Source organism: Pseudomonas mendocina, assembly GCF_003008615.1.
Classification (GTDB): domain Bacteria; phylum Pseudomonadota; class Gammaproteobacteria; order Pseudomonadales; family Pseudomonadaceae; genus Aquipseudomonas; species Aquipseudomonas mendocina_C.
This window is the reverse complement of record NZ_CP027657.1, coordinates 4,300,286-4,325,434: the sequence shown is the minus strand read 5'-3', so window position 1 is coordinate 4,325,434 and position 25,149 is coordinate 4,300,286. Positions and strand designations below refer to the sequence as shown.

Genomic DNA, 25,149 nt, shown 5'->3' with positions numbered 1-25,149 from the left:
TAGCCATCCCTTCACTGCCGTGTAGGCAGCTCAGAAATTGGTGGCTGTTACCGTCGTTGAAGATGTTCACTTCACTGCCGTATAGGCAGCAGTTGTCGGGATGCTCGCTTCGTGCCTGCTTTCGTAGGGCGTACCGGGCGGCGATCCGTTCGCGGAGCAGTACGCCGTTGTGGGTATCTATCGAAGTACCTGCGAAAGTGGGTACCAACGTCTACATGGGTCGGCGGAATGTTCGCTGGCGCTACGAGTAGCCAGCGTCCCGATCCGACTTACCGCGCTGTCGTGTAAGTAGCAAAGCGGCGCCAATCCGGCGGTGCGCACCGGGCACCCTACTGGGAATCGCAGAACCCCAGCGCCCATGAATGGGCGCTGGGGCTTGCGACTACGACTCCTCCAGTCTCGCCATCAGGTCGCTCAGGCGGCTGGCCTTCTGCTCGCTGATCGCGCTGTTTTCCAGCGACTCGATATAGCTCGCCAGTTCCTCCACCGTGCTGCACTCGAACATCGCGCGCAGCGGCACGTTGCGCTGCAGAGCCTTCTGCACCCGCGAGGCGATCTGCGTGGCCAGCAGCGAATGCCCGCCCAGTTCGAAGAAGTTGTCGAACACGCCGACCCGCTCCAGCTTCAGCACCTCGGCCCAGATCTGCGCCAGGGTCTGTTCCAGTTCGTTGCGGGGCGCCTGGAAGGCCTGGCTCTGCACCTGACCGATATCCAAGGCCGGCAGCACCTTGCGGTCGAGCTTGCCGTTGGCGTTGAGCGGCATCCGCTCCAGCACCATCCAGTGCAGCGGCACCATGTAGTCAGGGAGTTCGCTGCGCAGTTGCTGCTTGATCGCTTCGAACCACTCGCCCTGCGCCACCACCAGACTGGCTGGCGAGGCATCGGCGAAACGCTGCGCATCGGCAGGCACCAGATACCCCACCAGGTACCTGCCACTCGGCCCTTCCTGAACGGCAACCGCCACCTCGCGCACATCAGCTCGTTCGTGCAGGCGCGCCTCGATCTCGCCCAGTTCGATACGGAAACCACGGATCTTCACCTGGTGATCGATGCGCCCGACGTACTCCAGCACGCCATCGCCGCGTCGCCGCGCCAGGTCGCCGGTGCGGTACAGGCGCTCACCCGGCGCGCCGAACGGATGCGGCACGAAAGCCTGCGCGGTACGCCGCGGGTCGCCGACATAGCCACGGCCCACCCCACTGCCCGCCACGCACAGCTCACCCACCGCCCCCAGCGGCACCAATTCGAAGGCATCGTCGGGGCTGAGCAGATACAGCCGGTTGTTATCGGTGGGGCTGCCGATCGGCAGGTAGATGCCCTGGGTGGAAGCCAGGTCGACGCGGAAGAAGGCCACGTCATCGGAGCATTCCGCCGGGCCATAGGCATTGACCAGGCCGACCTGCGGATAGCGCGAGAGCCACTGCCGCGCCAGCTCCGGCGCCATGGCCTCACCGGTGGGCAGCATCCAGCGCAGCCCACCCAGTGCCTGCGGCTCCTCGGCGAGCATGCCCTGAATCAGCGACGGCACGCTTTCCAGCAGCGTGATGCCCTGTTCGCGCACATGCGTCAGCAAGCCCTGCGGATCATGGGCGATGGCGTTCGGCACGATCACCACACGGCCACCGAACAACGGGGCGATGAGGAACTGCCAGACCGAAATATCGAAGCTCTGCGAAGCGGTCTGGGCGATCACGTCATGCTCGTCCAGCGCCAGGTAGGGCACCTTGCTCAGCTGGTTGTTGAGCATCCCCGCCTGCTCCACCATCACGCCCTTGGGCAGGCCGGTGGAGCCTGAGGTGTAGATCACGTAGGCGAGGTTCTGCGGCCCGCTGTACACCTGCGGATCATGCTCGGGCGCCTCGCCCTGCTGGATGTCGTCCCACACCAGCAGGCGCGGACGCCCCACGCAGCCCAGCTCGTCGAACAGCGCCAGTGCCTGTTCACGGCTGGCCAGGGTGCAGACCAGCAGTGGTGTGCGACTCAGCTCGACGATACGGGTCAGGCGTGAAGTCGGATGAGTGGGGTCGAGCGGCAGGTAGCCGGCACCGGCCTTGAAGCTGCCGACGATCATGCCCAGCAGGTCGAGACCGCGCTCGGCCAGCAGTGCCACCGGCTGGTCGATGCCGACTCCAGCAGCGAGCAAAGCATGGCCAAGACGGTTGGCCCTGCGGTTCAGCTCGGCATAGCTCCACTGACGCTCCAGGCAACTGGCGGCGATACGCTCGGGATGCGCCGCCACCTGAGCCTCGAACAACCGCACATAGCCCTGCTCCAGCGGGTAGACCCGCTCGCTGCGGTTGCAGTCGTCGAGCAGCAGACGACGCTCGTCCTCGCCCAGCAGCGGCAGCTCCGACACTTCGCCATGGAAACCTTCGGCCAGCGCCAGCAACAGGCGCTTGAACTCGCCCAGCAGGCATTCGATGCTCGACGCCTCGAAATAGCGCTGGTCATAGGATAGGTGCAGGCCCAGATCATCGCCCGGGTAGCAGATCACGGTCAGCGGGAAGTTGGTGTGGGTACGCCCCGAATCGGAACTGGCATTGAGGCTCTGTGCGCGATCCAGCACCGAAACCTCCACGGGCGCGTTCTCGAACACGAACAGGCTGTCGAACAGCGGCTGGCCCTTGGGCAACTCGCTGCTCTCCTGGATCGTCACCAGCGGCAGGTGCTCGTGCTCACGCAACTCAAGGTTGCGTTCGAACAAACCGCTCAGCCATTCACGTACCGTGCAGCGCTCGCCGGCAGCCGGCAGTCGTACACGCAGCGGGATACTGTTGATGAACAGGCCGACGGTACGCTGCATCTCCGGCATGCCCACCGGTCGCCCGGCCACGGTGACACCGAACAGCACATCACGCTCGCCGCTGTATCGGCGCAGGGTCAGCGCCCACGCAGCCTGGGCGAAGGTATTGACGGTGAGCTGGTAGCGCTGCGCCAGTTCGCGCAGACGCGCACCCTCGGCGGCATCCAGACGCGTATAGCGGTCGCCGACGATCATCCCGCCGCTGTCGCCGGCATGCTCGCGCAGCAACGGCCGATCACTGGGGATCGGCGTCGGCCGCTCGAAGCCACGCAGCGTCTCGCCCCACCAGTGCCGCGACTGCTGCAGATCCTGACGCTGCAGCCAGGCGATGTAGTCGCGGTAGCGTGGCGGCGTCGCCAGGTTGGCCGCGCGTCCTTCACCGAGGGCACTGTAGACCTCGAAGAAGTCGTTCATCAGCAGGCCACGGCACCAGGCATCGATGAGGATGTGATGATTGCTCATCATGAACCAGTAGCGCGCCGCGCCCAGGCGGATCAGACGCAGGTGGAACGGCGGCTCCTCGAGCAGCGCGAAACCGGCCTCGCGCTCACGCGTGTGCAGGCTTTGCAGACGCGCTTCGTGACCGGCCTCGGGCAACGCGCTCCAGTCGAGGAACTCGATGCGTACCCGACCCGGCTTGTGGATCACCTGCAGCATCGTCTCGCCGGCGTTCCACACGAAGGACGCACGCAGCGCCTCGTGGCGCGCCACCACCGCCTGCCAGGCGGCAGCGAAACGCTCGGGGTCAAGTTCGCTGTTAATACGGTAGCGATCCTGCATGTAGTAGATACCGGTACCCGGCTCCAGCAGGGTGTGCAGCAGCAGCCCTTCCTGCATCGGCGTCAGCGGGTAGACATCCTCGATCTCGCTGGCGGCTACCGGCAGTGCGTCCAGCTGCGCCTGGGTGAGCTGCGCCAACGGGAAGTCGGACGGAGTCAGACCTCCGGCGCCGTCCTCCAGGCAATGCGCGATCAGCGCCTGCAACTCGTCGAGGTAGGCCTGCGCCAGCGCACTCACCGTGCTCTCGTCATAACGCTCGCGGCTGTACGTCCAGCGCAGCAGCAGTTCGCCGCCGTAGACCTGGCCGTCGACGCTCAACTCGTTGGGCAGTGGCGCCTGCGGGTCATGGATCGGCCCGGTGGGCTGATCCAGCGGCTGGAACAGGGCATCGGTGAAGCTCTGGTCGAACTGGCCGAGGTAGTTGAAAGTGATCCTGGCCTGCGGCAGCGCAGCCATCGCCTCGCGTAGCGCAGGGTCAGCCAGATGACGCAACACGCCATGACCGAGCCCCTTGTGCGGCACCGCACGCAGTTGCTCCTTGATCGCCTTGATCGATTCGCCCGGTGCCTGTGCCGGGGTCAGGCGCAGCGGATAGGCACTGGTGAACCAGCCGACGCTGCGGGTCAGATCGATGTCGTCGAACAACGCTTCGCGACCGTGGCCCTCCAGTTGTACCAGCGCCGAGGGTTGCCCCGTCCAGCGACACAGTACGCGGGCCAGGGCTGTCAGCAGCAGATCGCCGACCTGGGTGCGGTAGGCCGTCGGCGCCTGTTGCAACAATTGCCGGGTACGCTGTGCATCGAGGCGCAGGCTGACACTTGCCGCCAGCGCCTCGCTGTTGCCGCCCTGAGGATGATCACAGGGCCAGTCGCCCTGTTCATTACCGAGCTGGGTCTGCCACCAGAGCAGCTCCTCACGCAGCGATTCGCTGCCGGCGTAGGCCTGCAAGCGTGCGGCCCAGTCACGCAAGGCGCTGGTCTTGGCCGGCAGTACCAGCGGCTGGCCGACTGCGAGCTGGCGGTAGGCCTGCTGCAAATCTTCCAGCAGGATGCGCCAGGACACCCCGTCCACCACCAAGTGATGAATCGCCAGCAGCAGACGCTGCTCGCCAGCCGAGTCGCTTTCCACAAGCACAGCGCGCAGCAGTGGCCCCTGTTTGAGGTCGAGACTGCGCTGGGCCTTGTCGAACAGCTCGGCGCAATCGTCGAAGGACTGCACCCGCTCATGCCAGAGTAGCGCCTCGTCCTGCACCGGGCGATGGGTTGCCTGCCAGCCCTCGTCGCCGAGCCGGAAACTCAGGCGCAGGGCATCATGCTGCTCGATCAGCCGTTGCAGCGCCTGGCGCAGCAGGCCGGGATCGAGGCGTTGCTGCGGTTGCAGCAGCAACGACTGGTTCCAGTGCTCGCGGCGTGGCAGCGGCAAGTCGAAGAACCAGTGCTGGATCGGCGTCAGTGCACTGTCGCCCTGCACCGCACCTTGCTCCGCCTGGCTGGCCTGACTGTGGCGGGCCACACCGGCGAGGCTCTGTACGGTCTGGTGCTGGAACAGGTCGCGCGGGCTGAAGTGGATGCCGAGCTGACGCGCACGGCTGACCACCTGGATGGACAGGATCGAGTCGCCACCCAGCTCGAAGAAGTTGTCATCGAGCCCGACCTGCTCGACATTGAGCACCTCGCGCCAGATTGCGGCCAGTTGCTGCTCAAGCAGACTGCGTGGTGCCACGAAGGCCTGCCGCCCCTGAGCCGGGTCGGGTGCCGGCAGCGCGTGGCGGTCGAGTTTGCCGTTGGCGGTCAGCGGCAGCTCGGCGAGCAGCAGCAGCAGAGTCGGTACCATGTAGTCCGGCAGTTGCTGCCTGAGATGCGCTTTCAGCGCCTCGCGCAGCTTGCTCTGGGCCGCCTCGTCCAGCTCGGCCACGGCGCTGGCGACATAGCCCACCAGTTGCTTGCCGCTCGGGCTGTCCAGCGCCAATACCACCGCCTCGCGAACCTGGGGATGTTCCAACAGGCGCGCCTCAATCTCACCCAGTTCGATACGGAAACCACGAATCTTCACCTGATGGTCGATGCGACCGGCGTATTCCACCAGGCCATCGTCGTGCTGGCGCGCCAGGTCACCCGTACGATACAGGCGCCCCGTGCCGAACGGATCGGGCACGAAGCGTTCGGCCGTCAGCGCCGGGCGCTGGTGATAGCCACGCGCCAGGCCGGCACCGCCGACGTACAGCTCGCCAGTCGCGCCCTGCGGCAGCAATGCCAGATCGGCATCGAGAATGTAGGCGACACGCGTACCGACCACGCTGCCGATGGGCACGCTGGCAGCGCCCTCCTGCAGTTGCTCGGGAGCCAGACAGGCCAGCGGCATCACCACCGTCTCGGTCGGCCCATAGGCATTGAAGAACTGCGCAGGCGCGAAGGCCTGACGAATTCGCTGCAGGTGTTCGGCGGTCAGCGCCTCACCGCCGGTGATGCACATACGTACCGGCAGTTGCCGGTTCTGCCCCTGCAACCACTGGGCGAGCTGGCTGCCATAGCTCGGCGTGAAGCCGAGCACGGTCACGCCCTGCTCGCAGATCAGTCCGCAGATGTCTTCAGCGCCCCACTGCCCCTGCGCGCGCAACACCACGCGCGCGCCACACAGCAGCGGCGCCAGCAGGCGTTCGCTGGCGGCGTCGAAGTTGATCGAATAGAAGTGCAGCTCACAGTCGGAAGCCTGCATGCCGAAGCGCTCGATCACCGCCTGGCAATGCATGGCGATTTCGCCGTGGGACACCACCACGCCCTTGGGCTTGCCGGTGGAGCCGGAGGTATAGATCAGGTAGGCCTGATGCTGCGGGCCGCTGAAAGCAGGCAGTGGCGTGGCGTCCTCTTCCTCCAGTGCCGGGGCGTCCTCTTCCAGGCACCAATGCGCGACACCGGCCGGCAGTTCACCGAGTGCCTCCAGCAACTGCGCGTGGCTGAGCAGCAAACGCACACCACTGTCCTCGATCATGTATTGCAGGCGTTCGAGCGGGTACTCGGGGTCGAGCGGCACATAGGCGCCGCCGGCCTTGAGGATCGCCAGCAGGCCGACCACCATCTCCAGCGAACGCTCCAGGGCCAGGCCGACTCGCACTTCGGGGCCGACACCCTGGCGGCGCAGCACGCGCGCCAGGCGGTTGGCACGCTGATCCAGCTCGGCATAGCTGAGCGTCTGCCCGGCGAAGGTCAGGGCCGGTGCCTGCGGCGTGGCGGTTGCGCGGGCGGCGAACAAACCGTGAATGGTGTTCTGCAACCCCGCGTCACCGATCTCCCCGCCCAGGCTGGCAAGCAATCCACGCTGCTCGTCACGATCCAGCAGCGGCAAGTCGGCCAAACGCCGCTGTGGCTCATCGACCATCGCCGCCAGCAGGTTCTGCCAATGCCTGGCCATACGCGCGATACGCGGCTCATCGAACAGATCGGTGCTGTAGGTCAGGCAGCAGCCCAGGCGCTGGTCGAGGTCGGTGACCTCCAGGTTGAGGTCGAACTTGGTCGCCCGCGCATCGTTGGCGATGTACTCGACGGTCATCCCGGCCAGTTGCCGGGTCTGCTGGAACTCCCAGCGCTGCACGTTGCACATCACCTGGAACAGCGGATTGTAGGCCGCGCTGCGCGGCGGTTGCAGAGCCTCCACCAGGTGGTCGAACGGCAGATCCTGATGCGACTGGCCGTCGATCACGGTCTGCCGCACCTGCTCCAGCAGTTCGTCGACACGCATCTGCCCGTCGAGCTGGCAACGCAGCACCTGGGTGTTGAGGAAGGCACCGATCAGCCCTTCGCTCTCTGGGCGGATTCGTCCCGCCACCGGTGCACCGATGCGCAGATCCTTCTGGCCGCTGTAGCGATAGAGCAGGGTCGCCAGGGTCGCGGTCATGGTCATGAACAGGGTCAGCCCGCGTGCAGCGTTGAACCGACGCACCCGCTCGGCCAGCTCGGGGTCGAGGTCGAAGCGATAGAGATCGCCCTGATGGCTTTGTACCGGAGGGCGTGGGCGGTCGCTCGGCAATTCCAGCAGGGGATGTTCATCGCCCAGCTTGGCCTTCCAGTAGTCGAGCTGACGCTGGCCTTCACCTGCCTCCAGCCACTCACGCTGCCATACGCTGTAGTCCAGGTACTGCACTGGCAAGGGTTGCAGTGGCGAATCGCGCTCCTCGAGGAAGGCTTCGTAGAGCGCACCCAGTTCGCGGGCGAAGATGTCCATCGCCCAGCCTTCGGTGACGATATGGTGCAGGGTCAGCACCAGGTAGTGTTCGCGCTCGGCCATCTTCACCAGGCACACCCGCAGCAGCGGCCCGCTTTCCAGGTCGAAGGGGCGGTGCGCCTCGCTGTCGGCGAGCGCCTGCAAGCGCTGCTGGCGGTTGACGCGATCCAGCGCGGAGAAGTCCTGCCAGTCCATGCGCACCCCGCCGTCGCCGTGCACGCGCTGTACCGGTACACCGTCGACGCTGGGGAAGGTGGTGCGCAGGGTCTCGTGGCGCTGCACCAGGACCTGTAGCGCGGCCTCGAAACGCGCCACGTCCAGCGGCCCGCTCAAACGCGCCAGACCGCCGACGTTGTAGGCCGGACTGTCCGGCTCCAACTGCCAGAGGAACCACATGCGTTGCTGCGAATAGGACAGCGGTACCGGACGTTCGCGGTCGATACGACGGATCGCGCCCTGGCTGTCACCCTGGCCGCTGGCCTGGAGCAGGCGCACCCGTTCGGCGAACGCCTCCAGCTCACTGGCCTCGAACAGCACGCGTAGCGGCAGATCGACGTCGCAGGCCTGGCGGGTGCGCGAGACGATCTGGGTGGCCAGCAACGAGTGGCCGCCGAGTTCGAAGAAGTCGTCGCGCAGGCCGATCTGCGGCAAGCCGAGCACCTCGCTCCAGATCGCAGCGATGCGGCGCTGCAGTTCACTGCGTGGCTCGACATGCTCACGCTGCTGCCACACCGGCTCGGGCAGCGCCCGCAAGTCGAGCTTGCCGCTGGGCCCCACAGGCATCTGTGCCAGGCGCATCAGTTGCGCCGGCACCATGTAATCCGGCAATTCGCCCTGCAAGGCACTGCGCAAGCGCGCATTCTGCTCGCCTTCCGTCTCGGCGCCCGTCGGGCTGGTGTAGTAGCCCACCAGCTGACTGCCAGCCACGCCCTCGCGGATCAGCACCACGGCCTGCGCCACCCCCGGCTGGGCCAGTAGACGCGCCTGGATTTCCTCGGGCTCGATACGGAAGCCGCGCAGCTTCACCTGGTGGTCGAGGCGACCCAGGTACTCCAGCACGCCATCGGCGTTCCAGCGTGCCCGGTCGCCGGTGCGATAGAGGCGTTCACCATCGGCGGAGAACGGGTCGGCGACGAAGCGTTCGGCACTCAGACCGGGACGCCCCAGGTAACCACGGGCCAGCCCCAGGCCACCGATGCACAACTCGCCGGGCACACCGACCGGCAGCGGATTCAATTCGCCATCCAGCACCCGGCAGATCACGTTGCCCAGCGGACGGCCGATCGGCGAACGCTCGCCATCCTGCTCCCGGCAGTGCCAGTGGGTGACGTTGATCGCTGTCTCGGTCGGCCCATAACGGTTGTGCAGGGCCACTGCCGGCAAGCGTTGCAGCACGCGATTACGCAGAGCTGCCGGCAATGCCTCACCGCCGGAGAACAGGCGGCGCAGGCTAGAGCATTCGGCCACGCCGGGTTCGTCGATGAACAGTTGCAACAGCGGCGGCACGAAATGCAGCGTGGTCACCCCGAACTGCCGCACCAGCTCGACCAGACGTACCGGATCGCGGTGCTCGCCGGGTGCCGCGAGCACCAGCCGGCATCCGCTGATCAGTGGCCAGAAGCACTCCCACACGGAGACGTCGAAGCTCACCGGCGCCTTCTGCAACAGCACGTCGTCGCGGCCAAGCGCGTAGGTCGCCTGCATCCATTGCAGGCGTTCGGCCAGGGCCGCATGGGTATTGCCGACGCCCTTGGGCTGGCCGGTGGAGCCGGAGGTGTAGATCACGTAGGCCAGGTTGTCGCCGTGCAGGCGCAGGCCGGGAGCAGCACTGGGCCAGCCATCGAGGTGGAGGTTGTCCAGGCAGATCGACGTGACGCCATCGACGGCCGGCAGGCGCTCGAACAGTCGATTCTGGGTCAGCAACAGCTCGGCACCGCTGTCGGCCAGCATGTAGGCCAGACGTTCGGCGGGATAGTCCGGATCCAGCGGCACATAGGCACCGCCTGCCTTGATGATCGCCAGCAGGCCGATCAGCAACTGCGGCGAACGCTCGGCACAGATCGCCACGCGCACGTCGGGCCCGACGCCCTTGTCACGCAGGTAGTGGGCCAGGCGGTTGGCGCGCGCATGCAGTTCGCCGTAGTCGAGGCTGCCGCCGTCCCACTCCAGGGCCACGCAATCGGCGGATGACGCCAGTTGCCGCTCCAGTAGCTCCGGCAACCAGACGCGCGCCGGCTCGCAGGGCGCGCTGCCCCAGGCCTGCAACTGCATGGCCTGCCCGGCATCGACCAGCGCGACATCACCCAGGCAACGCTGAGGATCGTCCACCACCTGGCGCAGCAGCTCCAGGTATTGCCCGGCGAAGCGCTGGATGCTGGCTTCGTCGAACAGGTCGGCGGCGTAGTCGAAGTTGAGGGTCAGGCGGCCACGCGCATCTTCTTCGCTCTGCAACTGCAGGTCGAACTTGGCTTCGCGGCTGTGCCAGGGCAACTCGTCGGCAAGCAGTCCGGGCAGCCGGCGCAATACGGACAGATCGCGCTGCTGATGGTTGAACAGCACCTGGAACAGCTGGCCACCCTCACCGCAGGCTTCGAGCACCTGGTCGAACGGCAGATCCTGGTTGGCCTGCGCCGCCAGGGTCGCTTCGCGTGCCTCACCGAGCAGCGCGGCGAATGGCTGGCGCGCCTGCGGCGCCCCGCGCAGCACCAGGGTATTGATGAAGAAGCCGACCAGCCCCTGGGTTTCCAGGCGCTGGCGATTGGCACTGGGCACGCCGATGCGGATGTCGCCCTGCCCGCTGTGGCGGTGCAGCAGCGCCTGGAATGCCGCCAGTAGCCACATGAATACGCTGGCGTCATGATCCAGCGCAGCGTCGCGGATGGCGCGCGCCAGGGCATCGTCGAGCCGCAGGCTGTAGCGTGCGGCCGGCGATGCCTGATTGGCCCGACGCGGATGGTCGGTATTCAGCTCGAGCACCGGCGCCTCGCTGCCCAGCTGGTTGCGCCAGTAGGCCAGTTGGCGAGCCCCTTCGCCCGCCTCCAGCCACTGCCGCTGCCAACTGGCGAACTCCGCGTAGTGCAGCGTCAGCGGCGCCAGGTTCGCCGGCTGGCCACCGCAGGCCTCGGCGTACAGGCGCGAGAACTCGTCCAGCAGCAGGTTCAGCGACCAGCCATCGGCGACGATGTGATGCAGGGTGACCCAGAGCTGGTGCTCCTGCTCATCCAGACGCACCAGGCTGACCCGCAGCAGCGGCCCCTGCTCCAGGTCGAACGGTTGCTGCGCCTCGGCCTCGCGCTGCCGGGCAGCAGTGGCGGCACGCTCAGCCTCGGGCAGCCCGCTGAGATCGATCGTTTGCCAGGCGAGCTCCCCTTGGGCATCGATGCGCTGCAGCGCCACACCATCGCGCTCGAGGAAGCGCGTGCGCAGCGACTCGTGACGCTCGAGCAGACGCTGAAAGCTGCCGCGCAGGGCCGCCTCATCCAGTTCACCGCGCAGGCGCAGGCCACCGGGAATGTTGTAGGCGGCGCTCTGCGGATCGATCTGCCAGGTCAGCCAGAGACGTCGCTGCGCCGCCGATTGCGGCAGATCGATACCGCGCGGCAGGTGCGCCATGGGCGACTGTACCGGAGCACCCTCGGCCAGTTGACGAGCCACCGCGGCGCTGAAGGCCTGCAAGGTCGGCGCCTCGAACAGCTGGCGCAATTCGATGGCAGCACCGAGGCTTTCGCGAACCAGGGCAACCACCTGGGCAGCAGCGATGGAGTTACCGCCAAGCAGGAAGAAATGGTCGCGCGGCGCAACCTGCGTCACGCCCAGCTGAGCCTTCCAGATCGCACCGATGCGCTCCAGCGACTCGTCATCCAGGGGCACGCCAGCGCTTTGCTCGCTGGCATCGACACCAGGGAAAACGGCGTAGCTGTCCAGCGTGCCGTCCTCCAGACGCAACCGACAGGCCGAACGCTGCAACTTGCCACTGGAGGTCTTGGGCAAGGCGCCAGGGTTGAGCAGCACCACGACCTGCGGTGCTTGCTGATAGGCCTCCGCCACGGCCTGGCGAATCGAGTCGATCAGTTCGCGGGCCGGTACCGACTTCTGTACGCCACGACCGATTTCGGCGGCGATGCCGATCCCCTCCTCGCCGTCGACCTTGAGCGCGAACGCCGCGACCCGCCCCTTGCGCACCGCTGCGACCTCGGTCTCCACGGTACGCTCGATGTCCTGCGGGTAGAGGTTGTGGCCACGGACGATGAGCATGTCTTTCAGGCGACCGGTGACGTACAGCTCGCCGCTGCGCAAAAAGCCCAGATCGCCGGTGCGCAGCCAGGTACGGCCCTCGCGCTCGACGAAGGTCGTTGCCGTGGCCTCGGGGTTGCGCCAGTAGCCGCGGGCGATGCTCGGCCCTGCGGCCCAGATTTCACCGACCTGGTCATCACCCAGCGTCTCGCCGCTGGCCGCGTCGACGATCGATACCGCGTGCTCCGGCTGGCTGCGGCCGCAGCACATCAGCACGCTGTCCTCGCCCACGGCGATGCGGTTGCGCGTCAGTGCCTCGCCATCCACCGGCAGAGCCGCGATCCCCTGCCCGCGCTGCCCTCCGGTGACGAACAGCGTCGCTTCGGCCAGGCCGTAGCAGGCGAAGAAACTGGAGGCGTCGAAACGGCTGGCGGCGAACTTCCCGGCGAAGTGCTCCAGGCTGTCCTGGCGGATCGGCTCGGAACCCGAGAACGCTACGCGCCAGCGGCTCAGGTCGAGACGCTCCAGCGCGGATTCGGCCACCCGCTCGCTGCACAGGCGGTAGGCGAAGTCCGGCCCACCGCTGATGGTGCCGCCATAACGGCTGACCGCCTCCAACCAGCGCAGCGGCCTGGCGAGGAAATACTGCGGCGACATCAACACGCAGGGAATGCCGCTGAAAATCGGTTGCAGCAGACCACCGATCAGACCCATATCGTGATACAGCGGCAGCCAACTGACGATCACGTCATCGTCGCCGATACCGAAGCCTCGACGGATCAGCACCTCGTTGGCGACCAGATTGCCATGACTGACCTGCACCCCCTTGGGCAATGCAGTAGAGCCCGAGGTGTACTGGAGAAAAGCGATGTGCTCGCCACGCAGCGCTGGCTCGCGCCAGGCGTCAGCGCCGGCCAGGTCGAGCTGATCGACGCAGAGCAGGTGTGGGGCACCGGAAGAAGACAACTGATCGCTCATCTGCAACAGCGGCCCGCCCAGATCCGCAGTGGTCAGGATCAGGCTCGGCTCGGCATCGGCGATGATCGACTGCAAACGCTGCTGATGATGACGGCGCGCCGACTCCGGCGGGTAGGCCGGCACGGCGATCACGCCGGCGTACAGGCAGCCGAAGAATGCCGCGACATAGTCCGGCCCACTGGGGAACAGCAGCACCGCACGGTCACCCAGTTCGGCGTGCGCCTGCAGGGCTGCAGCAATGGCGCGCGCACGCCGGTCGAGGTCGGCGTAGCTGAGCAGCACGCCCTCACCGTCATCCGCCTCGAGAAAACGCAGCGCCAGGCGCTCGGGCATCTGTTCGGCACGACGGCGCAGGGCCTGAACCAGAGTGGTAGGGGTTTCGAATGCATCCATCATGTCTTCACCTGAGCCGATTCAAGGCTTGCGGTCGGTTGAAAGGGGAATACCGGTGATAGGAGAGCGGCTCAGCCAGCGGCTCGCCGCCTCTCAAGGCTCCAGCAGCGCAGGTGGCGCTCGCTGTGGCGGCACACCAGGCGCAGGGTTCGCGCCTCCTGCTGCTGGATGAAAAAGTGGTGTCTTTCCAGCAAGTCCAGCGAGAAGTCGCCACAGGTTTCCCGCTGCCATTCGAGCAGCGCGTCCACCCTGATCTCGCCCAGCTTCCTGCCCAGCACATGGACGGAGGCACGCAGCGGGGGGCGCTGGCGGTAGCGGTAGCCACCTGACTGATCGGCAGACAGGGTGAGCGCATCGCCTTCGCCGGGCTCGTACAGCCAGGTGTCCGTGCACGCCTCACCAACGCAGCGCCGATCACAGCGTGACGGAGCCACCACCCCGGACACGAACAGGGCAAGCGGCTCGGGCGCACCGTGCTGGCGCATCCAATGAGCCAGCTCGTAGGCCACCAGACCACCGAGGCCGTGACCGAACAGAACATAGGGCTGCTGCTCGCCATTGCCAAATACGCCAGCCAACTGCCTAACGAGCAGGCCGATATCCGATTGCTGCCCGCCAGCGGCAGGGCTACCGCTCGGGGGCAGCTCCAGCGGCCGTACCTGAATCCATTCCGGCAGCGACTCGCTCCAGCGCCGATAGAACGCAGCACTCCCCCACGCATGAGGCACACAGAACAACTGCAGGGCACTCACTCGCAGCGCTCCCGGCGTCGGCAAATCGACCATCTGAAATACATCGGCTTGATCCTCTACGAGACCCCGGAAGGGCTGGGTATCGACTAGAGGACGGATCGGAGGCGGGAATAATTAGGCGCGACGGTGGCCACAAGAGGTAAATCACAGAAAGACGCAAACGAGATTGACAATCATTATCACTACTAATACTTTGTTTCCGGATGTGTGACCTCCTCATCCACCTTCACCAGACGCAAGGTGATTTCCATGCCGGAACAAACCCTCACAAGTACGTGCCACTCACCCCTGCTTCAGGCCTTCGTCAACAACCGAACCCTCCTGGTCAAGACCGCAGCCCGCATCACCGGCTGTCACTCCCGAGCCGAAGATGTCGTTCAGGACGCCTTCTTCAGGCTGCATAACGCCCCGCAGATACAGTCCTCACTCAAGGCCCAGCTCAGTTACCTGTTCCAGATCGTCCGCAACCTGGCCATCGATCACTACCGCAGGCAAGCCATGGAACTGCGCTACAGCGGCAGCGAAGAGGAAGGCCTCAACGTACCCAACCCCAGCGCTTCCCCCGAAAACACCCACATCAACCAGCACGCCCTGGCCACCCTCGACAACGCCCTGAATGACCTGCCTGCGCGCACTCGCTACGCCTTCGAGATGTACCGCCTGCACGGCGTACCGCAGAAAGACATCGCCAAGGAACTCGGCGTATCGCCCACCCTGGTCAACTTCATGATTCGCGACGCCCTGGTGCACTGCCGTAAGACCGCTACCGCCCAGAACCTCTGAAAACCGCCCGAAAGGACGCAGGAGGCACACCCCTCGTCCTTTCGGGCGCACTCGGTGCCCGACAGCTGGAGTCTTTTGGGTTTGCCGTGTTTCGAGCGAATGCATTCCCTAGGAACGAACGAAGCCCAGGAAAATTAAGGCCAGCAAACAAGGAACAATGGCTCTGAGCCGGAAGATCAGGCCGCCATAGCAGTCAGCCTGATAGCGCTACACCGAAGCAGGATTCGCCCCGGAACGGGCCTTGCCCGCCCACCACAGGGCAAGCGGACCCAAGGTCAGCAGCAGGCCCATCAAGGCGAACGCCGCCCACCAGCCGAGCAACTGCTGATCGCCCAGCATGTCGAGGGTCATGCCGAACAGCAGCGGGCCGAGAAAGGCACCGGTAAAACCGGTGCAGGAGTACAGCGCCATCGCCGCGCCACGATGGCTGGCCGGAGCCACGCTGACCAGCCCGGCGGTCAGCGATGCGGAGTCGGCAGTCACGGTCACCGCGTAGATCAGAATCAGCACCAGCATCACCCAGAATGGCAGCGCCGCACCCAGGCCGACCACGGCAGCCAGTACCGCGGAGCTGAGCATCACGCCGATCAACCAGCGCTGGCGCCCAAAACGCAGCGCCAGCTCATTGCCAAGAATGCTCGACGGCATGCCGATCAGGGTCGCCAGCATCGCCACCCAGGTGCCGGACAACCAGGGATCGACGCCTTGCAGATGCCCGGAGAACACCACGAAAGCCACCAGCCAGGCACGCAGGGCGAACAGTTCCAGATTGTGCATCGCGTAGGCCAGGCAGTACGCCAGCACTGCACGGCTTTTCAGCGGCGCCAGATCCAGCAGATTGCGCGGTGCGTGGGCGACCACCGGCTTTGACGCAAGGCCCCAGTACACCAGCGCCCAGGCCAGCAGCGCGCAAGCACCGCTGAGCAATGCCGGCAGTTGCCAGCCGCCGAGCTTGGCCAGCTCACCAGACAAGGTGAAGGACAACGCCGTGCCCAGGCCGAAACTGGCGGTATAGAAGGCGATTGCCCGCGACTGCGAAGCACCGTCGATGCGCTCGGACAGGGCCTTGAGCCCCGGCATGTAGGTGCCCGCCAGGCCGATGCCGGCGAGCACACGCCAGAGCAGCGCCGACCAGAAACCGTCAGCGAAGACGAAACCGGCACTGGCCACAGCCGTCAGCAGCATGGCCGCCAGGTAGATCAACCGGGCATCGTGACGGTCGGTCAGGCCGGTGAGTACCGGCACGGCCAGCATGTAGCCGAGAAAGAAGCCGCCGCCGATCCAGCCAGCCTCGGTATTGCTCAACCCCCAGAGCGCCTGGAACTGCGGCAGCAACGCGGCGAACAAGGCAAAGCCGGCCATGCCCAGGGTTTCGGCCGTACACAGCAACAGGGTAATGCGGCGAGCGTTCATGCTTTTCTTACGGCAAAAAGTCAGAAGGCCTTGCACTGTAACGGCAAAGCCGCGTGAATCGGAAACCTTTGGTTACATACAGTTCAAAGCACCAGGCCATCGCTGGCCAGGCTTACACCAGGTGGCAAGGCTTCGGGATGCTCCAGCAACCAGGCATCGAAGGCATGACCGATATGGGTCAACGCTGATTGTTTCGGTTGCAAGCGCTTGATCACCTCCAGCGCACGAGTCAGGTCGTTGTGGTTGCGCGGCGCCACCGCCTGCGGCGCGGTGGAGCAGTCGAGTACCAGCAGATCCAGCGGCGCATGCTCCAACTCCGCGCAACTGGCCTCGGGTACGCCAACGGTATCGGTGAGGTAGGCGATGCGCCTGCCCTGCCCTTCGAACCCTTGCTCTTCAAACAAGTACCCGAAAGTCGGCTTGGAATGCATCAGCGGCAACGCGGTAACGCTCAGCTCACCCAACTGGCGGCGCTCGAAGGCGGCGAACGGCCGGCTGAAGTCGAGGATGCCCGGATGCTTGTACAGATCGGCAAGGCCCTCCGGGTCATACGGACCATGCACGGGGATGATCAGGCCATGGCCCCAGCGCAGGTGCAACAGGCCCTGGGCATGGTCGGCGTGGTAGTGGGTCTGCAGGATGCCGCTGAGGCTGTGCGGCGGGAAGCGCTCGGCAAGGTCGGTCAGGCCGCTGTCGATTAGCCAGCGCTGAGTGCCGCACTCGATCAGTGCGCAGCAGGGGCCACGGCGCCGTGCCGGATAGACGCGCGCCGCATCGCAGGCCGGGCAGCTGCAGTTATAGACCGGCACCTGGCGGGCATCGCCGGTGCCAAGCAGGGTCAGGCGCATCGGCGGGTCTCGTCCAGCAGCTGCAGCAGACGATTCACGGTCTGCTGCAGCGGGCCGGAGTTGTCCAGGGTGATGAGGCTCGTTTCGGCCGCCGTGCCGGCTACGCTCAAGCGACGACTGCGGGCCAGACGCTGCTCGATCTGCTCCGGTGTTTCCCGGCCACGGGCCAGCAGGCGCTGGCGCAGCACCGCCTCGTCGACCTGCAGAAGAATCGCCAACAAATCCGGATAGCGCTGGCGCGCAGCTTCGAGATGACCGCGCGAACCGTTGATCAGCACATCCTGCCCGGCGTTCAGCCACTCATCGATCTCGCGCGGGATGCCATAGGCCAAGCCATTGGCGCGCCAGCTCAGGGCGAAGGCGCCCTCGCCCTCCAGGCGCTCGAACTCGGCCGGGGTCACACCCAGCGCATCTTCCCCCATCGATTCGGCGCTGCGGGTGATCACCCGTCGGGCGAAACGACAGCCGTGCGCCTCCAGCGGCGCACGCGCGGCTTGCAACAGGCTGTCCTTGCCCGAGCCCGAAGGCCCCATCAGATAGATCAACCTGCCCTGCATCAGAACACCCTTCGTGCTTGGCGCCACACCTGCTGGATCACCGGCTGCTCGCCATGCGCCCTGGCCTGCACCAGGTCGGCCCGCAGCCCGACGCGAATCTCGCCGCGATCGTCCATCCCCGCCGCCCTGGCCGGTGCGCGGCTCACGGTGGCGATGGCCGCAGGCAAATCATAGTCGTTGTCCTGCCCGGCGAGCAGCCAGGCCGCATGCAACAGGCTGGCCGGGTAGTAGTCACTGGAGAGGATATCCAGCACGCCGTGACGCGCCAGTTCGGCGGCGGCGATATTGCCCGAGTGCGAACCACCGCGCACCACATTGGGCGCGCCCATCAGTACTTTCAGACCCAGTTCGTGACTGGCCCTGGCCGCCTCCAGGGTGGTGGGGAACTCGGCGATGGCCATGCCGAAGCCGGCCGACTCCTGCACGTGGGCCAGGGTCGCGTCATCATGGCTGGCCACCGAGATGCCCCGGCTGTGGCAGTCCTCGACGATGACACGGCGCTGGTAGTCGCTGTACTGGCGCGAGTTGGCGATCTGTTCCTGGAGAAACTCCTCCATCTCCGCCGGGCTCAGGTGGTACTTGCCCATGTAGTACTCGCGGTACTTCTCCACCTTGGCGAACTGGCGCTGGCCGGGCGAGTGATCCATCACCGACACCAGCGCCACCAGCGGGTGCTCCACCAGGTCGCGGTAGATCGTCAGCGCATCGGGATGGCACAGCTCGCAGCGCAGATGCAGGCGGTGCTCAGCACGGGTCTGCCCGGCTGCCTCGCTGGCGGCGATGGCCTCGATCATCGCCGGCAGTTGCTGCATGCGCCGGCCACGCGGGTTGATGTCACCGATGGACAACGCATCGAACACCGTGGTGATGCCGGCGGCGACGATCTGCGCATCATGGGTGAGCACCGCCGACGCCGACGGCCAATCGACCCCCGGCCTGGGACTCATGTGCTTTTCCAGGTTGTCGGTGTGCAACTCCACCAACCCTGGTAGCAGGTAATCACCTCCCAGATCCTGGGCCTGCGGCAGGCGGCTGGCGCCCTCGTCCACCGCGGCGATCAGGCCGTCACGCAGCAGCAACATGCCGAGAAACTCGCGCTCGGCAGTGACGACGCGGGCATTGCTGAGAATCTGTTCAGACGACATAGACGTACTCCGCTTGCGCCGCCTCGGCGCTCATGTCGAGGTAACGGTCGGCCACCGCCTCGCGGGCGATGCGGTCATGGAAGATGCCGATCAGCGCACTGTCAGCGGCCTTGGCTTCGTTGATCAGCGCCAGCACCACCTGGCGGTTGGCTTCGTCCAGCGAGGCAGTGGGCTCGTCCAGCAGCAGCACCGGCCACTCGACCATGAAGCCGCGGGCAATGTTGACGCGCTGCTGCTCACCGCCGGAGAAGGTGCCCGGCGCCAGTTGCCAGAGCGCCTCGGGAATGTTCAGCCGCGCCAGCAATGCCTTGGCCCGCGCCTCGGCGTCGCTACGCGTCCAACCGCGTGACAGCGCCGGCTCCATCACCACGTCCAGGGTCGAGACCCGCGGGATCACCCGCAAGAACTGGCTGACGTAACCCAGACTCTGCCGCCGCACCTCCAGCACCTGGCGCGGCTGAGCACCGACCAGCTCAACGGCGTTGCCCTGATGACGGATACGAATGCTGCCGCCGGCGGCCAAGTAGTTGCCGTACAGGGTGCGCAGCAGGGTCGACTTGCCGGCGCCGGACTTGCCGTGCAGCACCAGGCACTCGCCCCCACGCACGCTGAAGTTCAGATCACGCAGCACCTGCAGGACGACGCCGTTCTGCTGGTGCAGGGTGAAGGTCTTGCTGAGGCTGCTGACCTCGATCAGGTTGTTCATATACACCTCGATTGCTGTCGTAGCCCGGATGCAATCCGGCGGTGACGGGCACGGGCGTCCCGGATTTCATCCGGGCTGCGGATTGACGGTTGCAGGCCGTAGGACGGGTGTAACCCGCCATTGCCGTGGCGGGTTACACCCGCCCTACATCCCGCGTCATGCGCAAGCGTGCAGCTCTCAGTCATGGCTGCAGCACCGACGACACCAACAGTTGCGAATAGGGATGCTGCGGATCGTCGAGAATCTGATCCGTCAGCCCCGCCTCCACCACGCGCGAGCGGCGCATCACCATCAGCCGATCGGCCAGCAGGCGCGCCACCGCCAGGTCATGGGTGACGATCACCACGGCCAGATCCAACTCACGCACCAGGCCGCGCAGCAGATCGAGCAGGCGCGCCTGCACCGACACGTCCAGCCCGCCAGTCGGCTCGTCCATGAACACCAGGCGCGGCGAGGACACCAGGTTGCGGGCGATCTGCAGGCGCTGCTGCATGCCACCGGAGAAGGTGCGCGGCAGATCATCGATACGTGCCGGGTCGATCTCCACCTGGCTCAGCCAGTCGAGCCCGGCGGCACGCAGTTCACCGTAGTGGCGCACGCCCTGGGCCATCAGCCGCTCGCCGATGTTGGCGCCGGCCGAGACCGCCATGCGCAGGCCATCACGCGGGTTCTGCTCGACGAAGCCCCATTCGGTGCGCAGCAGCGTGCGTCGTTCGGCCTCGCTGGCGCTGTAGAGGTCGAGCCACTGGCCGTCACGACCGCGATAACGCACGCTGCCGCGATCCGGCGGGCAACGGCCGGAGAGCAGGCTGAGCAAGGTGGACTTGCCCGAGCCCGACTCGCCGACGATGCCCAGCACCTCCCCCGGATAGAGGTCGAAACTCACGCCCTGGCAGCCCTTCTCCGGGCCGTACAGGCGGGTCAGATCACGCACCGAGAACAGCGGCTCGGCCACTGCCACAACAGGTTGCAGACGTTCGGCGGCGCTCATTGCAGGTTCTCCTCGGTGCGCTGGCGGCAGTAGTCGGTGTCGGAGCAGACGTAGCGCTTGCTGCCGACGTCGTCGACGATCAGCTCGTCAAGGAAGGACTCGGTGCTGCCACAGAAAGCGCAGCATTCGTCCCACTGCTGCGCAGCAAAGGGGTGATCCTCGAAGTCCAGGCTGACCACCTGAGTAAAGGGCGGCACCGCGTACAGGCGCTTCTCGCGACCGGCACCGAACAGCATCAGCGCCGGGCTCATGTCCAGCTTGGGGTTGTCGAACTTGGGGATCGGCGACGGATCCATCACGTAGCGCTCGTCCACCGTCACCGGGTAGGCGTAGGCGGTAGCGATATGGCCGAAGGTGGCGATGTCCTCGTACAGCTTCACGTGCATCACGCCGTAGTCTTCCAGCGCGTGCATGGTGCGCGTCTCGCTCTCGGACGGTTCGATGAAACGCAGCGGCTCAGGGATAGGTACCTGATAGACCATGATCTGCCCGGCCGAAAGCGGCGTTTCCGGAATGCGGTGGCGGGTCTGGATCACGCTGGCCTCCACCGTGCGCTCGGTGGTGGCGACACCAGCGGTGCGGGCGAAGAAGCGGCGGATCGACACCGCATTGGTGGTGTCATCGGCGCCCTGGTCGATCACCTTGAGCACGTCATCCGCACCAAGAATGGCGGCTGTCAGCTGCATACCGCCGGTGCCCCAGCCATAGGGCAGCGGCATTTCGCGACCGCCGAAAGGCACCTGGTAGCCGGGGATCGCCACGGCCTTGAGCAGGCCACGGCGGATCATGCGTTTGGTCTGTTCGTCGAGGTAGGCGAAGTTGTAGGCCGACGCCACGCGGGCGCCACTTGCGGTGGAAGCGTTCATCAGCGGTTCTCCTCTGCCGACGCCTGGCGGCGCAGCTTGCGGATCAGTTCCAGTTCGGCCTGGAAGTCGACGTAATGCGGCAACTTGAGGTGCGAGACGAAGCCGGCAGCCTCGACGTTGTCGCAGTGCATCAGCACGAATTCCTCCTCCTGCGCCGGCCCCTGTACCTCTTCGCCGTACTCGCCGGCACGCAGCGCGCGGTCGACCAGGGCCATGCCCATGGCCTTGCGCTCGGCGTAACCGAAGGCCAGGCCATAGCCACGGGTGAACTGCGCCTGCTCGGCGCTTTCCCCGACGAACTGGTTGACCATCTCGCATTCGGTGATTTCGATATCGCCCAGCGGCACGGCGAAACCCAGTTCGGCAGGCGTCATCCATACCTCGACGGTGCCGATACGGATCTCCCCGGCGAACGGGTGGTTGCGACCGTAGCCGCGCTGGGTGGAATAGCCGAGCGCCAGGAGAAAGCCTTCGTCCCCCCGGGCCAATGCCTGCAGGCGCTCGGCGCGGCTGGCGGGAAAGGCCAGCGGCTCGCGGGTGATGTCAGGCACCGGTGCACCGTCGTCCTGCTCGCGGGCCATCAGGCCCTCGTCGGCAAGAAAGTCCAGCACCCGCGGACAGGGCTTGGGCTCGTCGGTAACGGCCACTTCCGGCGCCGGGTACTCGCCCTCGGCCAGCAAGGTGAAATCCAGCAGACGGTGGGTGTAGTCGAAGGTCGGGCCGAGCAGTTGGCCACCGGGCAAATCCTTGAAGGTGGCTGAAATGCGCCGCTCCAGTTGCATCTGCGTGCTGTCCAGCGGCTCGCTGACGCCGAAACGCGGCAACGTGGTGCGGTAGGCGCGCAGCAGGAAGATGGCCTCCATCAGGTCGCCAGCCGCCTGCTTGATCGCCAGCGCAGCCAGTTCCTCGTCGTACAGCGAACCCTCGCTCATGACGCGGGCCACGGCCAGCGGCAGTTGCTGACGCACCTGCTGTACGCCCAGCTCGTCGATGGCGGTATCGCCACGGCGACGGCTGGCCAGCAGTTGATGGGCATTGTCGATGGCGCGTTCGCCACCCTTGACGGCGACGTACATCAGGCAGCCTCCTCGGTTTCGATCAGCACGCGGGTGCTGCGTGGCAGGCCGATCACCTCGCCGCCTGCGGCGAAGAAACAATCCAGGCCACGGGGAAAGGCACTACGCGCCAGGCGCTGCTGCCAGAACGACGCCGGCAACGGCAGGTTGACGCTGCGCACGTCCTTGATGCCCGGCCCACGCCAACGCAGCGGGGCGCCGGCGTGCAGATCGGCGAGCTGAATCAGCAGCGTGCAGGACTGATCCGGGTAGCGTTCGCTGCCGTTGTCGAAGTCCGACAGATCGCTCAACTCGCGCTCATCCAGCAGGGCGAACAGGGCGATCTCGCGCTCGGCGACGATCGGACAACCACAGTGGAACGCCAGGTTGGCGCGAATCAGCGGCGTATCGAAGCGCGGCGCCAGCCACAGCGGCGTATCACTGTCGAGGAAGGCCAGGCACAGGCCATAGGTGGCCGGTGCCAGCTCACCCAATGCATGGGCGCGATCCATGGCGCGCGGCAATCCCGGTTCGGCCAGCGCACCGAGGGCCGCTCGGAAGCTGACCTGGGCATCCAGCACCGGATCGTCGAAGGCCGGTTGCAGCCAGTGCGAGCTGTGCGACGTAGTCATCAATCCTCTCCTCTGACCAGGGTGAAGAACTCCACCTGAGTGGTGGCGGTACGGGCGGCCCGGGCCAGGCGCTGCTCGCGCTGCTGACGGGCCAGGGGGTCGATCAGATCGCTGAGCCAGCGCGCCTGGTCGCTGCCCTGCAGGTGGGCATCGGCCAGCGCCGCCAGTTCGGCGCGGCGCTTGTCACGTCCGGCCAGGTAGCTGTAGCCGGTGCGGCCGTCAGCCAGGCGTACCACGCAGCGGGTGACGGTCATTTCGCCGAGGTTGAAGGCGCTGCCGTTGCCGCCCATGCGCCCACGCACCAGGGTCATGCCCACCTCGGGGGCACGGATCAGTTGATAGGCGCTGTCTTTCAACGCCGCCTCGTGGGCATCGAGCGCCTGGCCGGCACGGGCCAGCACGCCCATCCAGCGCTGACGCGCGGTGGTATTCGGGTCTTGGTGGTTCATGCGGGTCTCCATCAGGTCGCGACCTGGTACTGGAAGCGGTCGGCTCGGCTGCTGGATTGCGCCAGTTCCACGGCACGACCGGCGGGATCACGGGACAGCGTGAGCACGCTGAGCAGCGGCGCATGACGCGGCATCAGCAGGTGCGCAGCCTCCTCGCGGCTAGGCAGGCGTGCACCGATCAGGCTGAAGGTGCGCGCCAGCGGCAGGTCGCGCTCGCCCAGGTACTGGCGCAGCGAACCGCCCCGGTAGTCGGCCAGCAGCGGTGCCAGGCTGGCGCAGAAACGGTGACGGATCAGGCTCAGCGGCTGGCCGTCGAGCAGGCGCAGGGTGGCCAGTTCGACCAGTTCGCTGCCATCGGGCAGTTGCAGATGTCGGCACTCCTCGCTGCTGCCGCTGCGGCGCAGGCGCTCGAGCAGCTGCGCCTCGACGCGGTGGCCAAGCGCCGACAGCGACTGACTGAAGGCACTGCCCGCCTCCACCGGATACACCAGCGGCTTGGCCAGCACCTGGGTGCCCTTGCCCTGGCGGCGCAGCAGACGGCCTTCGAGCACCAGCTCGTCGACGGCGCGACGCAGGGTGTGGCGGTTGACGGAAAAGCGCGCGGCCAGTTGCATCTCGCCTGGCAGGTAGTCGCCTGGGCTCATGTGCTGCACGTCTTCACGCAACACGGCGGCCAGTTCGCGGTACAGCGGTTCGCTTTGTCTAGACAAGTTCATCGTTTGAAAAGGGCGCACGCAGGCGCCCTCCCTCTCCTTCAGATAAAGAGCTTGCGCAAGCGCTGGGACAGGATGTCGATGGCACTCACCACCAGGATGATCACGATCAGCAGCGCGCAGGTCTGGGCGAACTGGAAGCCACGAATCGCTTCCCAGAGGATCACGCCGATACCGCCGGCGCCGACCATGCCGACCACCGTGGCCGAACGCACGTTGGACTCGAAGCGGTACAGCGAGTAGGAAATCCACAGCGGCAGAACCTGCGGGATGACGCCGAAGATCACTTCCTGCAGAGCACTGGCACCGGTAGCGCGTACGCCTTCGACCGGGCCTGGGTCAATGGCCTCGACCGCCTCGGCGAAGAGCTTGGCCAGCACCCCGGTGGTGCTGATGAACAGCGCCAGCACGCCGGCGAAGGGGCCAAGTCCGACAGCGACGACGAAGAGCATGGCGAAGACCATTTCGTTGATCGAACGGCAGGCATCCATCACCCGGCGTACCGGCTGGTACACCCACCAGGGCACGATGTTCTCGGAACAGAGGATGCCCAGCGGAATGGCGCAAACGATGGCCAGCACCGTGCCCCAGAGGGCGATCTGTACGGTGGTCACCATCTCCTTGAGGTAGTGCTGCCAGTTGCTGAAATCCGGCGGGAAGAAGTCGGCAGCGAAGGTGGCCATGTTGCCGGCATCGCGCACCAGCGCCAGCGGGTTCATTTCCGCGCCCTGCCAGGACCAGGCGAGCACGGCGAGGAACAGGCCCCAGCCGATCAGTTGCAGCCAGCTGCGCTTGCCCTCGGCGACCGGGGTGGCGGTGGTCAGTGTGGTCATG

Annotated in this window: 15 protein-coding genes and 1 CRISPR repeat array (1 of these 16 running past the window's edge); of the genes, 1 reads left to right on the top strand and 14 read right to left on the bottom strand. The window is 66.2% G+C overall.

The window, feature by feature from the left end:
* A CRISPR array of direct repeats spans window positions 1-37; the repeat unit is 28 nt; unit sequence CTTCACTGCCGTGTAGGCAGCTCAGAAA (it extends 471 nt beyond the left edge of the window).
* 345 nt (window positions 38-382) lie between these two features.
* Together C7A17_RS20105 and C7A17_RS20100 are read right to left on the bottom strand one after the other, a co-directional pair.
* Window positions 383-13,408, bottom strand: a complete 13,026-nt coding sequence (locus tag C7A17_RS20105) for a non-ribosomal peptide synthetase (protein WP_106739684.1) — start codon at window positions 13,406-13,408, stop codon at window positions 383-385.
* A 68-nt stretch (window positions 13,409-13,476) separates the two neighbouring features.
* A complete protein-coding gene (locus tag C7A17_RS20100; RefSeq protein WP_158704690.1) occupies window positions 13,477-14,157 on the bottom strand; it encodes a thioesterase II family protein in 681 nt (226 codons plus the stop codon).
* Window positions 14,158-14,406: 249 nt separating this feature from the next.
* On the opposite strand from C7A17_RS20100, the gene C7A17_RS20095 reads away from it, so the two are divergent.
* Window positions 14,407-14,940: an RNA polymerase factor sigma-70 gene (locus C7A17_RS20095; RefSeq protein ID WP_106739682.1), complete on the top strand. Its 534-nt coding sequence runs from the start codon at window positions 14,407-14,409 to the stop codon at window positions 14,938-14,940.
* A gap of 207 nt (window positions 14,941-15,147) precedes the next feature.
* Here the strand turns inward: C7A17_RS20095 and C7A17_RS20090 are convergent, their stop codons facing one another.
* The 12 genes from C7A17_RS20090 to phnE form a co-directional block, all read right to left on the bottom strand.
* Window positions 15,148-16,353, bottom strand: coding sequence for an MFS transporter (locus tag C7A17_RS20090; protein WP_106739681.1), 1,206 nt, complete (start codon window positions 16,351-16,353; stop codon window positions 15,148-15,150).
* Window positions 16,354-16,436: 83 nt separating this feature from the next.
* Entirely contained in the window at window positions 16,437-17,201 is a 765-nt protein-coding gene (phnP, locus tag C7A17_RS20085; RefSeq protein ID WP_106739680.1) for a phosphonate metabolism protein PhnP, read from the bottom strand.
* A complete protein-coding gene (phnN, locus tag C7A17_RS20080) occupies window positions 17,192-17,758 on the bottom strand; it encodes a phosphonate metabolism protein/1,5-bisphosphokinase (PRPP-forming) PhnN (protein ID WP_106739679.1) in 567 nt (188 codons plus the stop codon). The genes phnP and phnN overlap by 10 nt, the downstream gene beginning before the upstream one ends.
* Complete coding sequence (locus tag C7A17_RS20075; protein WP_106739678.1) at window positions 17,758-18,903, bottom strand: alpha-D-ribose 1-methylphosphonate 5-triphosphate diphosphatase; 1,146 nt, start codon at window positions 18,901-18,903, stop codon at window positions 17,758-17,760. The genes phnN and C7A17_RS20075 overlap by 1 nt, the downstream gene beginning before the upstream one ends.
* Entirely contained in the window at window positions 18,893-19,609 is a 717-nt protein-coding gene (gene phnL, locus C7A17_RS20070; protein WP_106739677.1) for a phosphonate C-P lyase system protein PhnL, read from the bottom strand. The genes C7A17_RS20075 and phnL overlap by 11 nt, the downstream gene beginning before the upstream one ends.
* Before the next feature lie 181 nt (window positions 19,610-19,790).
* Window positions 19,791-20,600, bottom strand: coding sequence for a phosphonate C-P lyase system protein PhnK (gene phnK, locus C7A17_RS20065; RefSeq protein WP_106739676.1), 810 nt, complete (start codon window positions 20,598-20,600; stop codon window positions 19,791-19,793).
* On the bottom strand, window positions 20,597-21,466 hold the full coding sequence (locus C7A17_RS20060) for an alpha-D-ribose 1-methylphosphonate 5-phosphate C-P-lyase PhnJ (RefSeq protein ID WP_106739675.1): 870 nt from the start codon (window positions 21,464-21,466) through the stop codon (window positions 20,597-20,599). Before C7A17_RS20060 ends, phnK begins: the two co-directional genes overlap by 4 nt.
* A complete protein-coding gene (locus C7A17_RS20055; RefSeq protein WP_106739674.1) occupies window positions 21,466-22,542 on the bottom strand; it encodes a carbon-phosphorus lyase complex subunit in 1,077 nt (358 codons plus the stop codon). The genes C7A17_RS20060 and C7A17_RS20055 overlap by 1 nt, the downstream gene beginning before the upstream one ends.
* Window positions 22,542-23,153 (bottom strand): phosphonate C-P lyase system protein PhnH, encoded by a 612-nt coding sequence (phnH, locus tag C7A17_RS20050; protein WP_106739673.1) that lies wholly within the window; start codon window positions 23,151-23,153, stop codon window positions 22,542-22,544. The genes C7A17_RS20055 and phnH overlap by 1 nt, the downstream gene beginning before the upstream one ends.
* Window positions 23,153-23,602 (bottom strand): phosphonate C-P lyase system protein PhnG, encoded by a 450-nt coding sequence (phnG, locus tag C7A17_RS20045; protein WP_106739672.1) that lies wholly within the window; start codon window positions 23,600-23,602, stop codon window positions 23,153-23,155. The genes phnH and phnG overlap by 1 nt, the downstream gene beginning before the upstream one ends.
* Window positions 23,603-23,613: 11 nt before the next feature.
* Complete coding sequence (gene phnF, locus C7A17_RS20040; protein ID WP_106739671.1) at window positions 23,614-24,336, bottom strand: phosphonate metabolism transcriptional regulator PhnF; 723 nt, start codon at window positions 24,334-24,336, stop codon at window positions 23,614-23,616.
* A 20-nt stretch (window positions 24,337-24,356) separates the two neighbouring features.
* The gene (gene phnE, locus C7A17_RS20035) at window positions 24,357-25,148 is read right to left on the bottom strand and encodes a phosphonate ABC transporter, permease protein PhnE (protein ID WP_106739670.1); all 792 of its coding nucleotides are present in this window, start codon (window positions 25,146-25,148) and stop codon (window positions 24,357-24,359) included.
* Window position 25,149: the final 1 nt, after the last annotated feature.